Genomic DNA, 14,483 nt, shown 5'->3' with positions numbered 1-14,483 from the left:
CCGCTGTGACCGGCTGCGTCCCATGCCGGTCTGGCCCCCGTGGCCTTCGCCCGGTCACGGGGGCGGAGGACCGCCAGGTCCGTGACCGGCTCGCCGAACTGGGTCTGTCGGTCCAGGGGATCGACGGCGCCCTGCGTCGGGCCGAATCGGAGCGCAACTTCTGCACGCCGCTGGATCCTGTTTCACTGCCCGGCAACATCTTCTGGGGCCGGACGATTCGATTCCTGCGGGAGACGTACATCCCGGAGGGTTGGACCAGCGCCAGCCCCAGCAACGTTCCACTGCTCGTCGCGCCCTCCGGCGACTTCGCCATCGCGGCCTCCAGCGGCAGCTCGGAGACCGGATATGCAGCCCTCACGCCATCCACCCGCTACCCGAAGGGGAATGCGGTGATGAAGCGGGTGGAGGCCAATCGGCAGCTGCTGCTCTTCGGTGAGACCGAGGTGGAGCCCGAGCAGCAGGAAGCCGGTAACGGCATCCCGACATGGTTCCTGCTCTACCACCACTTGAAGACCGATCAGGGGACGCGGCTGCACGCCGAGCTTTCGTTTCCGAACGACCCGGGAAGCCGTGGCAAGATCAGCAGCTGGTACGAGCGGATCATCCTCCCCTGGATCGACTTCGAGGGCTTCACTCCGTTCGTCGACGATGCCGATGACCAGGGCGGCATCGACATCCCGATTGAGCGCCTGCCCTGACCGTCCCGCCCAGACCTCCCCACTTGGCTCCTCCCATGACCACCGCATCCCGGCTAGTCCTGGCGCGCAAGCGCCGAGGGCTGACCGTCACCCGACTCGCCCAAATGGCCGGCCTGACGCCACGCAGGCTGTCCGACTTCGAGAACGGACGGGCCACTCCAAGCCCTCCGTCGCTTGAGGCGATCGCGACAGTGCTGGAGTTCCCTCCTTCCTTCTTCAGCGCCGAGGAGGTCGCCGAGCTGACCGTCGACTCGGTCAGCTTCCGTGCCCTGAGCAAGATGACCGCCTCCCAACGGGACATCGCCCTCAGCTCCGGACGGTTGGCGCGCGCTCTGCAGGACTGGATGGGCGCGCACTTCCGCCTGCCTGCCCCCGACATCCCGTCTCTGACCTCGTTCAGCCGCCTGCGCTCCGACGAGGATCAGATCCCCCATCCCGGGGAGGCGGCCGGCACGGACGTCCCAGCGGAGGAAGCCGCCTCCCTGGTGCGCGCCCGCTGGGGGCTCGGGAACGCGCCGATCCCGAACGTGGTGCACTTGTTGGAGGCGCACGGCGTTCGCGTCTTCTCCCTCTCCAGGGACTGTCCTGAAGTCGACGCGTTTTCCTTCTGGGACCGGGGGATCCCGTTCGTCCTGCTGAGCACCGAGAAGACGGCGGAACGTGGGCGCTTCGACGCCGCTCACGAACTCGGACATCTCGTCCTGCACGGCGAGGAGCAGATGCCGCACGGCCCACAGGCCGAGGCGGAAGCGCACCGCTTCGCAGCCGCATTCCTCATGCCGCGGGCAGACGTCCTGGCCCACGCACCGCATGGCGCGAGCACGAGCTGGATCCTCCAGGCCAAACGCCGCTGGAAGGTCGCCGCCATGGCGCTTGCACACCGGCTGCACGAACTGGGCCTGACCACCGAATGGCAGTACCGAACCCACTGCGTGGAACTCGGCCGTCTCGGCTACCGCAAGTCGGAACCAGGGAGCGGCGTCGCCCGTGAGACCTCCCAGGTGCTGGGCAAGGTGTTCACTGCTCTGCGCAGTGAGGGGACGCGGCCTGCGGACGTGGCCCGCGAGCTTCATCTCCGGCCTGCCGACCTCAACGACCTGATCTTCGGGCTCGTTGTGACCGCGCAGGAGGGAGAGGGGCAACAGCGCGGCGGAGCGCACAACCGGCCGCAGCTGTCTGTGGTCCGCTGACATCGTCCGGCGATCGAGGACCGGATCCGGGGCCTGCTCACCGACCTCGGCGTGGGCCCAGTACGTGGCAGCTAGCTACGGCTGTGGGTCCCCCCGACGCGGCCTGGGAGCCAAGCGGTGCGCGGGGGAGCCGCTGGTGAAGGGCTACGCATACCTTCATTTGTGAACTGCCGCTTTGCGTAAGCGACTTCGCTATCCTGATGGGCAGCATTGGTGCAGGTCACACAAAATGCGTCTCGCCACTTGAGGCACACGGCGGCGGAGCGGCTCAAAGTGACACCTGGGCGGCCCTGAAATGGCCACTTGACCTCGACTTAGGGCACGCCGAGGGCACGCCACCCTCAAATTGGACAAGACAACAAAGAACCCCCGAGTCTCTGACCTGGGGGTTTCATTATGGAGCGGGTGACGAGAATCGAACTCGCGCTCTCAGCTTGGGAGGCGACGGCGCTTGGGGAGGCGGATAGCTTCTGACCTGGGCATATGTGCTCGGGTGTGACGCTCGGGAGTGCAGGATCGCACCGTTGTTGACCGTGGTTTACCGGTCTTATGGGCACGCCGTCGACTCGAAGGCATGGAAAGCCCCTCTTGGTGGCTGGCGAGCGGCCGCGCCCTCAAAGCGAGCGTTGGCCGGAAGAGCGCGTTGCAGGAGCACATGAAGGACGGCTCAGCGGGCGACCGAACAACTCGGGGCGGAGGTGCTTGGAGCGGCCCCGCCTGGGCCGGCAGGTGCTTGTTGATCCGTCAACATCTCCACATTTTCATCACCAGCGGTTACTTCCCCGGTGGGCCCGCTTCCGCGAATCTGGAATTACACAGAGTCAAGCGAATAATGCCAGCGCAATGATTGAGTCGCAGGGCTCATCCATTGTCCGCTTCCGCTTCCTCTCTGGACCCTGCCCCCCTGCTTTCATGGCGCTCTCGGGATCTGCCGTGCGTGGCACCGCTGAACCTGATCAAGGCTTGAGAGGAGCCGGCGCATGCCCCGCACATCGAAACCCGCCAGCCTCAACGCCAACCTTGAGAACTTCAGACAGCCGGGCTTCTTCTGCCCATTTGATCCTTCCCAGCACCCTCAAGTGCATGCGATTGAAAAGGCTTCGATCGAATGGATCGACGCTGTGGGGCTTGCCCCCTCCGCAAGACAGAGGCAAGAGCTCATCGATACAAAGGCTGCGCACTTCTGCTGCCACATCATCCCTCGCGGCCTGACCGACAGAATGCAGTGGTTCGCGAACTGGGTCTATTGGTTCTGGGCAGTTGATGCTCATTCGGACGAGGGGGAGGCGAGCCGAGAAACGGCGAAGTTCGCTTGCTTGGCATCCCACATCGCCCACGTACTGGGGCTCCCGGTAAGGGAGCCCCAGCAGGATCCGCTGCTGGAGGCGGTAAGTCAGGCGCTGTCGCATTCAGCAGCTACGGCACGCCCACGCAGATGCGGCGCTGGTGCGAAGAGCAGCGGAACTGGCTGTTCGGGGTGGTCCACCAGGTCGCGTCCTCCGAACAAAACCGCATGCCGGACGTCAACGAGTACCTTCTGCACAGGCTTCCCGGAAGTGCAGCTGCCGTAGCGATGGCGGCCGTGGAAATGGTCACCGGCCACTCGTTGCCTGCCGGACTCATCGACACACCACGCGTACGGGCCATCACCGAGATGACCGGGCTCGTCATCTCGATCGACAACGACCTGCTCTCCTATCCGCTTGAGCAGCGGGCCATGGGAAACGCCCAGAACATCATCAACGTACTCATGCACCATCGTGACCTGCCCCTGGACTCGGCAATCTCGGAAGCAACTGCACTACGGGACACCGTCATGCTGCGCTTTTTGGAACTGTCTGCCGCTGAGGAAGCCCAGGCAGGCCACGCCATGTCCCTGTACCTGGAATCACTGCGTGGATCAATCAGCGGCAACCTCACCTGGGCGCCGAAAGCACCGCGCTACGCGAAGAACTTTCCCGGCGGGTCGGTAACCATCCAGATCACCGAAGACACCGACGCTCTCCAACGGTCACTCCCGTATTCCACCACCGCATGGTGGTGGAAAATCTGAATCGGAAACCGGCTGCCACACCGCTGGCTCGCCCAACGGGCCTGGCACGCGCCGAGAAATCCCAGGCTGCCGTGGCCGCCGTCTTCGCCGAGACCATCCGCGTCCTCAGGCCCGGCGGCCGGGCTGTCTGATGATCGACGTGTCGGCTTCACCGGCGTATCGGCCGGATTCGATGACCCATCGGGCGTGGGCGGCGGCCAAGGTGCGGAGCGTGTTCGTGGTCTCGGTGAGGGCCCGCATGCCGGAAGCAGGCAGATGCCGGCTTTGCTCTCGCAGAGCGTGTTCGGACTCGAGGAGTTCCTGGACGCGGTGCGTGATCTGCTGCTCGACAACAGCTGCGGCTTTGTCGTGCTCGCAGTCGAGGGCGTGGGCCAGGACGATGACGTAGTTGTCGTGGTTGTCGATGGCCGCTTCTTTGGGGAGAGAGACGAGGTCGTTGCGCCAGGCGGTGATCTGATTGGAACAGTTGGTCAGGTGGCGCCAGGCGAGGGTGTGGGTGACGGGGGTGGGCACCTCATGTGGGTGGACGGTTTCGATCAGGTCCCACATGAACATGCCGTTGGACCATGGGCGCAGGTCCATGAAGGCGGCCAGGGAAGGTGTTCTGCGCTCGTTTCTCAATCCGGCTTCCCAGGCCAGGGCCTGGCCGTGGCGGGCCAGGTGCCGGACGAACCGCCTTTTCCAGGCGTGGGACATACGGCCTGACAACTGCTGCCACTGATCGTGGACGATCCGTGCGAGGGGGTCGTGCGGCTCTCTGTTGTGCCCGGTGAGCGCGGCCGTGATCTCCTGATAGAGGGCGTGGACGGCACCAGGGTCCGGGGGGCTTTGTTCGCTGCGGTCATCCAGGGCGAACAGGATGACCAGCCAGCGGGCGTAGGCGCTGACGCGGTCGGCGGGGGCGTCGGGAAACATCCGGGCCGCGAGGCGAGGGAAGCGCGGGTGATGGAACGCGGCCGCGTTGTGGGTTGTGAGGGCTTGTTCGGTAGCCCAGCGGTGGGTGTCGTTCTCGATCACGTCGCTGTGGGGGTGGATGACGTCGGGGGCAAGCTGGAGCTCGGCGAGCGGGCCGGAACACGAGGCGGGGAGGCGGGTGTGGGGCATTGGGCAAGCGCTTCCAGGAGGCACGGGAAGGAGCACAGAGAGGGATGTCGTCGGGGATGGCCGCTCACCGTGTCTTTGATTGAGCTGCTGGACGCACATACCCGGGCGGTCATGGGGTGTCGACCCAGACGCGGGTGAGCTGCGAGTGTGTGCGGGGGAGTCGCCGTAGCGGTTCGCGGGCGGCGTCCCGGTCCTGCCTGTCGGCGGACGTCGCCGTGATCACTACGCGGAAGCCCATGGTGGCGTGGGCGCGAACTCTGGAGGCAGAGCGCGTATGGGGGGCGCTCGAAGCACCCGTCAGCCGCGCCGACCCGCCTGCAAAACGCGAGGTGTCCGTGAGGAAAACGAGGCGTTCGTGCCGTCTGTCGATGTAGAGGCGCGGCAGGCTGGTCTCATGCCGACGGTGATTTTCTGTTCAGTACGTCGCTGGCTGGCCTGAGGTCGTCGGCGGCGTCCGGGCGTAGACACTGCACACTCACAGTTACTGACGAGGCGGCGCCGTGCTCCCACGGATCACAAGCTGCGTCGGTACGACGACGTCGTGTTCGGTCTCCTCGCCGCCCAGGATGCTCAGGAGCATCCGCCCGGCCAGTTCACCCTGTTCCCGCACCGGCTGCCGCACGGTCGTCAGATCGGTCAGCTCGGCCACGGGATGGTCGTCGATGCCGATGACGGACAGGTCGTCGGGGATGCGCAGGCCGGCTCGGCGCAGGGTGCGGATGGCGCCGAGGGCGACCTCGTCGGAGTGGGCGTAGACGGCGGTCGGCGGTTCGGGCTGGCTGAGGAGTTTGGCCATGGCGTCGGCGCCCTGGTCGCCGCCCCAGTCGACGGTGACGACGAGGCGTTCGTCGAGGGGGATGCCGGCGTCGCGCAGAGCGCCGTAGTACGCGTTCGAGCGGCCCGAGGGCTGCACCTCGTCCGGCTGGTCCGGGTCGACCGCAGCGATCATCGCGATCCGGCGGTGGCCGAGGAAGAGCAGGTGGTCCATGGCCTGGCGGCCCGCCGTCTCGTCGTCGATGGAGACGTTCGGATACGGCGCGTGCTGACCGCCCGCGGCGATGATCGTGACGCCCATCAGCTCAAGGCGCCGCTGCTCTTCCTCGCCTACCGGGAAGGCCAGGACGACGACCGCGTCGACCTTGCGGCGGGCGGGCAGGCGGTGGAAGAAGTCGTGGCGGTCCTCGATGCCGTCCACGTGGTAGAGCAGTACGTCCAGGTCGGCGGCGCGCAGCACCGACTCCAGCCCCTCCAGCAGCGCCGCGAAGAACCAGCGCGAGATGTGCGGTACGACCACCGCGACCCGGCCGGTGTCGCCGCCGGCCAGCCGGGACGCCTCGGGGGAGACGACGTAGGAGAGCTCCTCGGCGACCGCGAGCACCCGCCGCCGCGTGGCCTCGGCGACACCGCTCTCGTTGTTGAGCGCGCGGGAGGCGGTGGCCATCGAGACGCCGGCCGCTTGGGCCACGTCCGCCATGTTGATCTTCTGGGAGCTCTGCGCCATGCCGGAAGGCTAACCCACATTCGGAAACGCTTCCAAGATTCTCGGAAGGACTTCCAGGGTGGCGGCTCGGCCCGAGTGTCAGCCTGTACGGCCATCTGATCGTTTCGGCATGTCAAATGCGTGTTGCGTTTTCGTTACTTGACAGCCGCGGTCGGCCCCCTCAGTCTTTCGGCAACGGAAACGCTTCCGAAACGACCTTCACGCTCCTCTGCGGCCCGGTCCGGGAAGCACGCCGACCTCTGTCTGCCGACCATGAGTGGAGCGGCAGCCGCATGGATGCGAGGAGGCATCATGCCCAAGCAGCAGCACCCCACCTCCCCCGCCAGAACCGTCGGCCGTCGCCTGCGTGCCCCGCTGGCGGCCGTCGCCGCGGCCTCCGCACTGGCCACGCTCGCCGCGTGCAGCGGGCCCGGCTCGGACTCGGGCTCCGGCTCGGCGGCGGGCGCGACGCCGACGGCTGTGAACACGGCCGTTGCCGACACCCCCGCGACCCTGACCCTGTTCTCCGCGGCCGGTCTGGAGACCTACGAGCAGGGCCTGGCCGACGCCTTCACGGCCAAGTACCCGAAGATCAAGGTCAAGCTGCGGGTCGAGGCGGACAACAACTACAACACCGTGCTGCCGCGGCTGCTGGCCTCCGACTCCGCGCCCGACATCGCCGCGCCCTCCGACCTCCTCGGCGGTGTGAAGGACGGCCTGCTCACCAACCTCGACGCCTACGACAAGGCGTACGGCTGGAGCGGCAAGGTCCCTGCCTCCGCACTCGCCCCCGGCCGGGTGTCCGACGGCGTGATCGGCTCCGGCTCGCTCTACCAGGCGGGCGGCTCGGCCGGCCCCCTCGTCGGCGTCTTCTACAACAAGGAGCTGGCCTCCAAGGTCGGCATGAAGACCGTGCCGTCGAGCATCAGTGACCTCGAAGCGGTCATGGCCAAGGCGAAGAAGTCCGGGATCACCCCGATCGTCGCCTCCAACCAGGACGGCCTGATCGGCCACCTCTACAACCTGCTCCTCGGCGACTACATGGGCGCCCAGAAACTCAGCGACTTCGTGAACCACAAGCCGGGCGCCACCCTGGACACCCCGGCCGCCGTCCAGGCCACCCAGACCCTGCAGAAGTGGATCAAGGCGGGCTACTTCGCCTCCGACGTCAACGCCATCAACCAGGAGGCGTCGTACGGCCAGTTCACCGGCGGCAAGGGCCTGTTCTTCTTCCAGGGCAGCTGGATCACCCAGACCATCGACAAGACCTTCAAGGGCAAGTACGGCGTCTTCCCGATGCCGCCGGCCGAGAAGGGCGGCAAGTACGCGGGCATGACCAGCAACACGCTCGCCTACTCGATCGCCGCGCACTCCAAGAACAAGGACGCCGCCGCCCTGTTCCTGAACTTCCTCACCACGCCCGCCGCCGCGAAGGTCGCCGTCGCCAACGGCTACGCCGCGGTGACCTCGGACTCCGCCAAGACGCCGTCGCTGTCCGGCACCGCGTCCGAGCAGATCCAGACCGGATACGCCGCCATCGCCGCCGACAACGGCTTCGACAGCTGGATCCAGAACGCCGCCCCGGCCGTCGACACCAAGCTGCCCCAGCAGCTCCAGCTCCTGGTCTCCGGCAAGGTCGAGCCCGCCGTGATGGTCAAGACCCTCCAGACCGCCTACGCCGACGCCCTCAAGAGCAGCTGAGCCCCATGCCCTCCACCCCCCGACCGACGAGGAAGGGCGCCGCCGCCCGGGGCCGCAACCGGCTCCGGGCGAGGCGGTGGGCCGGCTGGCTCTTCGCCCTCCCCGCCCTCGCCTTCTACGGCGTCTTCAACTTCTACCCGGTGCTGCTGTCGATCCAGTACTCCTTCTACGACTGGGACGGCATCGGCGCCTCCACCTGGGTAGGCCTGAAGAACTACACGGCGGTCTTCACCGACTCGGAGCAGTTCTCCTCCCTGCTCCACGCCTTCTACCTGATCCTCTTCTTCACCGTCCTGCCGGTGACCCTCGCCCTGATCACCGCGTCCGTACTGCGCCGGATCGAGGGCCGCTTCACCGGCACCGTGGCCCGCACACTGCTGTTCCTGCCGCAGATCATCCCGGGTGCCGCCGCGGGTGTGGCCTGGACGTGGATGTACTCCGACAACGGCGTGGTCAACCAGACCCTGCGCGCCATCGGCCTCGGCTCCCTCGCCCGCGCCTGGCTCGCCGACTTCCACTGGGCCCTGACCGCCGTCGGCTTCATCGGCACCTGGCTGTCCACAGGGCTGTGCACGATGCTGCTCCTGGCCGGCATCGGAAAGATCGACAACAGCCTGTACGAGGCCGCCCGCATCGACGGGGCGGGCCCCATCCGCCAGTTCTTCGCCGTGACCCTGCCCGGCCTGCGTAATGAGATCGGCGTCTGCGTCACCATCACGATCATCGCCGCCCTCGCCAGCTTCGACGTCGTCTACCTTGCCACCCGGGGCGGCCCCGGCACCCAGACCATGGTCCCCGGCGTCGCCGTCTACAACCTGGCCTTCAGCGACAGCCGCCTCGGCGCGGCCTCCGCGCTCGCCGTCGTCCTCGCCCTGATCGTCATCGCGGTCGTCGTCCCGCTCCAACGCCTGTTCCGGGAGAAGTGACCATGCCCGCACAGACACTTCGCCGCCGCGCCCCCGGACTCGTACTGATCGCCGCCGCAGCGCTGTACTCGGTCGTCCCGCTGCTGAGCATGGTCAGCGCGGCCCTCGCCCCGCAGGGATCCTTCCCCTCCGGCCTGAGCTGGCCCACCGACCCGCACTGGCACAACTTCGTCGACGCCTGGAACATCGCCAACATCACGACGCTGCTGAAGTCCAGCACGCTGATCGTGCTCGGCGTCGTCCCGGTCGCGGTCCTGATCTCGACGATGGCCGCATACGCGATCACCATCCTGGAGATCCCCCTGGGCAAGGTCTTCTACACGATCCTCGTCCTGACCCTCACCCTCCCGTACGAGATCGTGATCGTCCCGCTCTACGAACAGACCAAAGCCATGGGCCTGTTGGGCAGCCAGTGGGCGCTGATCCTCCCCCTCGTCGGGATGAACATGCCGTTCGCGGTGTTCTGGATGCGGGCGCACTTCGTCGGCGTACCGAAGGAGCTGTCGGAAGCGGCGGGCATGGACGGCGCCGGCCCCTGGCGAGCCCTGTTCCACATCCACCTGCCGCTGGCCCGCCCCGCGATCGCGTCCCTGGCGCTGCTGATGTTCCTGTCCACCTGGAACCAGTTCCTGCTGGCGCTGGTGCTGATCGACGACCCCAACAAGCGCACGATGGCGGGCGCGTTGCAGGCGTTCACCACCAAATACAGCACCGACCAGGTCCTGTTGAACGCCGGTGCCCTGCTCATCATGGCCCCCACGATCCTCGTGTTCCTGGTCCTGCAACGCCACTTCGTCAAGGCGCTGCTCCAGGGCTCGGTCAAGGGCTGACCCCCACCCCCACCACCTTCAGAACAGTCAGGACCGAGCACCATGACCGACCAGACCCCCACCGCGCTGCCCGCTGACGCCGACTGGTGGCGCAGGGCCGCCATCTACCAGGTCTACATACGCAGCTTCGCCGACGGCGACGGCGACGGCACCGGCGACATCGCCGGCCTCCGCTCCCGCCTCCAGTACCTGGCCCACCTCGGCATCGACGCGATCTGGATCAACCCCTGGTACCCGTCCCCGCTGGCCGACGGCGGCTACGACGTCTCCGACTACCGCGACATCCACCCCGCCTACGGCACCCTCGACGAGGCCAAGCAGCTGATCACCGAGGCCCACGCCGTCGGCCTGCGCATCATCCTGGACATCGTCCCGAACCACACCTCCGACCAACACGCCTGGTTCCAGCAGGCGTTGGCGGCATCCCCCGGCTCCCCGGAACGGGACCGCTTCATCTTCCGCGACGGCAAGGGCGAGGACGGCTCCCAGCCCCCCAACGACTGGCACGCGGCCTTCGGCGGCCCCACCTGGACCCGCACCGAAGACGGCCAGTGGTACCTCCACCTCTTCGCCCCCGAACAGCCCGACCTGAACTGGGACAACCAGGAGGTGCGGGCGGAGTTCGAGTCGGTCCTGCGGTTCTGGTTCGACCTGGGCGTAGACGGCTTCCGTATCGACGTCGCCCACGGCATGGTCAAGGACCCGGCGCTGCCCGACCTCGGCCTGACCGAGTTCTCGGTCCTGACGGGGGAGGGCCAGCCGGACCACCCGCACTGGGACCGCGACGGCCTGCACGACATCTTCCGCAGCTGGCGGGCCATCGCCGACAGCTACCCCGACCCCCGCGTCTTCGTCGCCGAAGCCCACGTCCGCCCCCACCGCATGCCCGAGTACCTCCGCCCCGACCAGCTCCACACCGCCTTCAACTTCGACTTCCTCAAGTGCCCCCTGGACGCAGGCAAGCTGCGCGAGGTCATCGACCGCAGCATCACCAGCCTCGCTGCCGTCGGCGCCCCCGCCACCTGGGTCCTGTCCAACCACGACGAAACCCGCCACGTCACCCGCTACGGCCGCGCCGACACCGGCGTCCAGGCCCTGTTCCGGGACCGGCCGATCCCCACCGACCTAGCCCTGGGCACGCGCCGCGCCCGGGCGGCCGCCCTGCTGATGCTGTCCCTGCCGGGAGGCGCATACGTCTACCAGGGCGAAGAACTGGGCCTCTACGAGGTCGAGGACATCCCGGAGGAACTCCTCCAGGACCCCATCTGGGAACGCTCCGGCCACACCCTCCGAGGCCGCGACGGCTGCCGGGTCCCCCTCCCGTGGACCGGCGACACCCCGCCCTTCGGCTTCAGCACCTCCGTACTCGCCACCCCCTGGCTCCCCCAGCCCAAGGACTGGAAGTCCTACACCGCCGAAGCCAACCAGGCCGACCGCACCTCCATGCTCCAGCTCTACCGCTCCGCCCTCCGCCTGCGCCGCACCAACCCCAACCTGCGGGGGGAGGACTTCCGCTGGCTGGACAGCCCGGCGGACACACTCCTCTTCGAACGCGGCAACGGCGTCCTGTGCGCGGTCAACCTCTCCGCCGAGCCGATCCTGCTCCCTGCCGGCGCCGGCCCCCTCCTGGCCTCGGGCCCGCTGAGCGAGGACGGCGGCCTGCTGCCGCCGGACACCACGGTTCTGCTGCAGCGGAACTGACGCGCACTCAAGCGCCCCCGAAGCCACCAGGGCCTGTCCGGTGTTCCTCCCCGCCGACCGGACAGGCCCTGGTTCCATCTCTGCCAGGTCGTGACTGGTTGCCCCAACATGCTTTCCAAGTCTTCGTCTGGGGGTTCGGTGGGTGACGAGAATCGAACTCGCGCTCTCAGCTTGGGAAGCGATGGCGCTTGGGCAGGTGCATGGGCCTGACCTGCGTCTACGTGGTCCGGGGTGACATGCCGACAGTCCGGATCGCACCTTGGCCGACCGTGGCTCTCCGCTCTTACGGGCACGCCAAGGGCACGGCGATCGACAGACATGTCCGGGCCGCGGGGGAACGGTTCTCTGCTCGACCGCGGATGGCGCATGCCGGGAACCGGCCGTGTGTACCTTCGCTCGTGCGTATCCGGAGAATCGTCCGGGAGACGCCGCCGGCCGATGACGGACCTCCGCCCGCCCTCGGGCCCGGGCAGCCCGCCCCCTGTCACGACGTCGGCAGACGCAGGGCGAGGAGGGCCACGTCGTCGGTGCTGCCGGGCGGCATCCGGGCGAGCAGCTCGTCGCACAGCGTGTCCAGCGGTGCGTGGGCGAGCGCGAGGGCGTGGCGGCGCAGCCGGCCCAGGCCGGTGTCCAGGTCGCTGCCGGGGATCTCGATCAGGCCGTCGGTGTACAGGAGGAGGGTGGAGGCCGGCGGCAGGGGCAGCGTGGCGTTCGGCCTGCTCGCGCCGGTGGCCGGGGGAGCGCCGAGGACGAGTCCCTGTCCCGCTTCGAGGTACTGCGCCTGTCCGCCGGGGGCCAGGAGGAGAGGCGGCGGATGTCCGGCGCTGGTCCACCGCAGTGTCCATGGGCCGGTCTGCGGGTGGCCTTCGACCCGGGCGAGGACGAGGGTGGCCATCGGGACGGTGGTGATGGCGGGCATTGCGTCGTCGAGGCGGTCGACGACCGCGCCGGGCGGTTCGGTGCGGTCCCAGGCCAGGGACCGCAGGATGCCGTGCAGTTGGGCCATCCCGGCCGCGGCGGTCAGATCGTGGCCCACGACGTCCCCGATGACCAGCGCGAGCGCGCCGTCCTTCAGCTCGAACGCGTCGTACCAGTCGCCGCCGACCTGGGAGCCGACCGGAGCGGGCTGGTAGCGGGCGGCCAGCCGCAGGCGGCCCGGCTGGGGCAGCGGGGCGAGCAGGTTGCGCTGCATGGCCTCGGCGACGGCGCGCTGGCGGCCGTACCGGCGGGCGTTGTCGATGACCAGGCCGACCCGGCGGCCGATGTCGCTCACCACGTCCAGATCGGCGGTGTCGAAGGGGTGCGCCGGGTCGGTGCGCACCAGCGTCAGCGCGCCGGTGATCTGCCGTCTGGAAGCCAGCGGCACCGTGATGGCGGACGTCGCGTGCACCGTCCGCAGGAAGTCGCTGTGGAGGGCGGCCAGGGGAGAGTCGGACGGTGCTGCCGCCGTCCCCGCGTCGTGCGTCCCCGTGTCGTGCTGCTCGTGCCGCAGAACAGGGGAACCGCCGTTCAGCACCTGGACAAGAGGCGAGTGGTCTCCCTCCGCGGCCTCGGGAAGGTGCTCGCGCCCGCCCTCCAGTCCGGCGTCCCGGCCCGCGGGACCGGTCACCGTCACCCGGTGGACCCGACCGGAACCGGACCGGAGATCCACCGCCGCCCAGTCGGCGAGGCGCGGAACCAGCAGGCGGCCCAGCCGGGCGAGGGCCTCGTCGGTCTCCAGGGTCTGGCCCAGTACGTCGGTGATCTCCGCGACCAGCGTCAGCCGCTCGTTGAGGTCCTCCAGAGCACTCGTATAGGCCGCACGTTCACGACGCGCGCCGTGGTCGCCCGTGACGTCGGTGAAGAGCACGGCCATGCCCTTGAAGGAGCCGTCGGCCACCAGGGGAGAAGCGGACCAGGAGATCGTGACCAGGCGACCGTCACCGCGCAGATAGCTGTCGCCCTCCCCGCGCGCGGCGACCCTCTCGGCCAGCGCCTGGAGCAGCGGGCACAGCTCCCTCAGAAGCGTGCTGCCGTCCGCATCCCGGTGCAGCAGCTCGTGGGCGTCCTTCCCGCGCATGGCGCGGGCGGCCCGGCCCAGCAGCCGTTCGGCGGCCGGGTTGACGGCGAGGATCAGTCCGTCCGGATCCACCACCATCAGGGCTGTGCTCAGCTGCTCGACGACCTGCCGCCAGAAACCCGGCTCGGCCGCCGGCCACGACCGCCGCTCACCTCCCGCACCCTCCACCATGCCGCCCTCCAGTCATGGCGACCCTCAGCGGACAGGACGCCGTCCCGGGTGCCGGGACAGCCGCACCGCGAAGAAGGCCATGTCGGCGGCGAAGAGCACGACGGCCACCAGGACGAGCAGAAGGAAGAGCGCCATCACCCCGGATCACCTCCTCCGTGCCGCGTGCGTACGGTCAGCGGCGCGCGAGCTGACGTTCGCCCCCTGCCCCCTGTCGTAGGAGACCTTGACGTAGCGGGGGCCGAGGATCGCGTCGTCGAGGGGGACGAAGACCAGGCGGTGGCGGGTGGGCAGCCCGGTCCGGACGGTGGCCATGGCCGGTTCGTCGGTGGCCGTGTCCACATGGACCGCTTCGAGCATGCCGATCCTGCGCTCTTTCGGGTCGACCACGTCATGGTTGCGCCACTCGCGGATGTCGGCTGCACGGATCATGCCCTGCTCCCTGTCTGCGCGCTCCGCCGGTGGTACAACGGGGCCGACTGACCCACTTGTCATCGTATGGCTGAAACACGCTGCCGTCATTGGATGCTTCTACGGGCAGTACGGCGTCCGAGGGCGCAGCTGCGCACGGGT

Annotated in this window: 10 protein-coding genes and 1 pseudogene; 7 read left to right on the top strand and 4 right to left on the bottom strand. The window is 68.4% G+C overall.

The features are described from left to right. The first annotated feature begins 5 nt into the window (after nucleotides 1-5). From P2Q00_RS36540 to P2Q00_RS36530, 3 genes are all read left to right on the top strand, one after another. Nucleotides 6-698 (top strand): hypothetical protein, encoded by a 693-nt coding sequence (locus P2Q00_RS36540; RefSeq protein ID WP_275778320.1) that lies wholly within the window; start codon nucleotides 6-8, stop codon nucleotides 696-698. Nucleotides 699-733: 35 nt separating this feature from the next. Then, on the top strand, nucleotides 734-1,888 hold the full coding sequence (locus P2Q00_RS36535) for a helix-turn-helix domain-containing protein (protein ID WP_275778319.1): 1,155 nt from the start codon (nucleotides 734-736) through the stop codon (nucleotides 1,886-1,888). A 1,312-nt stretch (nucleotides 1,889-3,200) separates the two neighbouring features. After that, nucleotides 3,201-3,941 carry a terpene synthase family protein gene (locus P2Q00_RS36530; RefSeq protein WP_275778318.1) on the top strand — a complete coding sequence of 247 codons (741 nt, stop codon included), beginning with the start codon at nucleotides 3,201-3,203 and terminating at the stop codon, nucleotides 3,939-3,941. Between the two features lie 105 nt (nucleotides 3,942-4,046). On the opposite strand, the gene P2Q00_RS36525 is transcribed toward P2Q00_RS36530, so the two are convergent. After that, entirely contained in the window at nucleotides 4,047-5,045 is a 999-nt protein-coding gene (locus P2Q00_RS36525; RefSeq protein ID WP_275778317.1) for a terpene synthase family protein, read from the bottom strand. Nucleotides 5,046-5,526: 481 nt separating this feature from the next. Further along, on the bottom strand, nucleotides 5,527-6,546 hold the full coding sequence (locus P2Q00_RS36520; RefSeq protein ID WP_275778315.1) for a LacI family DNA-binding transcriptional regulator: 1,020 nt from the start codon (nucleotides 6,544-6,546) through the stop codon (nucleotides 5,527-5,529). A 291-nt stretch (nucleotides 6,547-6,837) separates the two neighbouring features. Here P2Q00_RS36520 and P2Q00_RS36515 point away from each other — a divergent pair, with 291 nt between their 5' ends. The 4 genes from P2Q00_RS36515 to P2Q00_RS36500 are packed head-to-tail and all read left to right on the top strand — an operon-like array spanning nucleotide 6,838 to nucleotide 11,683. Further along, nucleotides 6,838-8,226 carry an ABC transporter substrate-binding protein gene (locus P2Q00_RS36515; protein ID WP_275778313.1) on the top strand — a complete coding sequence of 463 codons (1,389 nt, stop codon included), beginning with the start codon at nucleotides 6,838-6,840 and terminating at the stop codon, nucleotides 8,224-8,226. Between the two features lie 5 nt (nucleotides 8,227-8,231). Next, nucleotides 8,232-9,152 (top strand): carbohydrate ABC transporter permease, encoded by a 921-nt coding sequence (locus tag P2Q00_RS36510; RefSeq protein WP_275778312.1) that lies wholly within the window; start codon nucleotides 8,232-8,234, stop codon nucleotides 9,150-9,152. A gap of 2 nt (nucleotides 9,153-9,154) precedes the next feature. Further along, a complete protein-coding gene (locus tag P2Q00_RS36505; protein WP_275778311.1) occupies nucleotides 9,155-9,982 on the top strand; it encodes a carbohydrate ABC transporter permease in 828 nt (275 codons plus the stop codon). 42 nt (nucleotides 9,983-10,024) lie between these two features. Then, nucleotides 10,025-11,683 carry a glycoside hydrolase family 13 protein gene (locus P2Q00_RS36500; protein ID WP_275778310.1) on the top strand — a complete coding sequence of 553 codons (1,659 nt, stop codon included), beginning with the start codon at nucleotides 10,025-10,027 and terminating at the stop codon, nucleotides 11,681-11,683. Nucleotides 11,684-12,167: 484 nt separating this feature from the next. On the opposite strand, the gene P2Q00_RS36495 is transcribed toward P2Q00_RS36500, so the two are convergent. Further along, complete coding sequence (locus tag P2Q00_RS36495) at nucleotides 12,168-13,913, bottom strand: SpoIIE family protein phosphatase (protein WP_275778308.1); 1,746 nt, start codon at nucleotides 13,911-13,913, stop codon at nucleotides 12,168-12,170. 209 nt (nucleotides 13,914-14,122) lie between these two features. Beyond that, nucleotides 14,123-14,342 (bottom strand): annotated as a pseudogene (locus P2Q00_RS36490) (PRC-barrel domain-containing protein); the annotation flags it as partial. Nucleotides 14,343-14,483: the final 141 nt, after the last annotated feature.

Source organism: Streptomyces coacervatus (assembly GCF_029223485.1).
GTDB lineage: Bacteria > Actinomycetota > Actinomycetes > Streptomycetales > Streptomycetaceae > Streptomyces > Streptomyces coacervatus.
The sequence above is the reverse complement of the archived record's forward strand: the minus strand, read 5'-3'. Positions and strand labels throughout refer to the sequence as shown.

Coding starts and splice junctions, on each gene's coding strand:
- P2Q00_RS36515 (WP_275778313.1), top strand. CDS start 6,838: ATGCCCAAGCAGCAGCACCCCACCTCCCCCGCCAGAACCGTCGGCCGT.
- P2Q00_RS36520 (WP_275778315.1), bottom strand. CDS start 6,546: ATGGCGCAGAGCTCCCAGAAGATCAACATGGCGGACGTGGCCCAAGCG.
- P2Q00_RS36500 (WP_275778310.1), top strand. CDS start 10,025: ATGACCGACCAGACCCCCACCGCGCTGCCCGCTGACGCCGACTGGTGG.
- P2Q00_RS36510 (WP_275778312.1), top strand. CDS start 8,232: ATGCCCTCCACCCCCCGACCGACGAGGAAGGGCGCCGCCGCCCGGGGC.
- P2Q00_RS36505 (WP_275778311.1), top strand. CDS start 9,155: ATGCCCGCACAGACACTTCGCCGCCGCGCCCCCGGACTCGTACTGATC.
- P2Q00_RS36495 (WP_275778308.1), bottom strand. CDS start 13,913: ATGGTGGAGGGTGCGGGAGGTGAGCGGCGGTCGTGGCCGGCGGCCGAG.
- P2Q00_RS36535 (WP_275778319.1), top strand. CDS start 734: ATGACCACCGCATCCCGGCTAGTCCTGGCGCGCAAGCGCCGAGGGCTG.
- P2Q00_RS36525 (WP_275778317.1), bottom strand. CDS start 5,045: ATGCCCCACACCCGCCTCCCCGCCTCGTGTTCCGGCCCGCTCGCCGAG.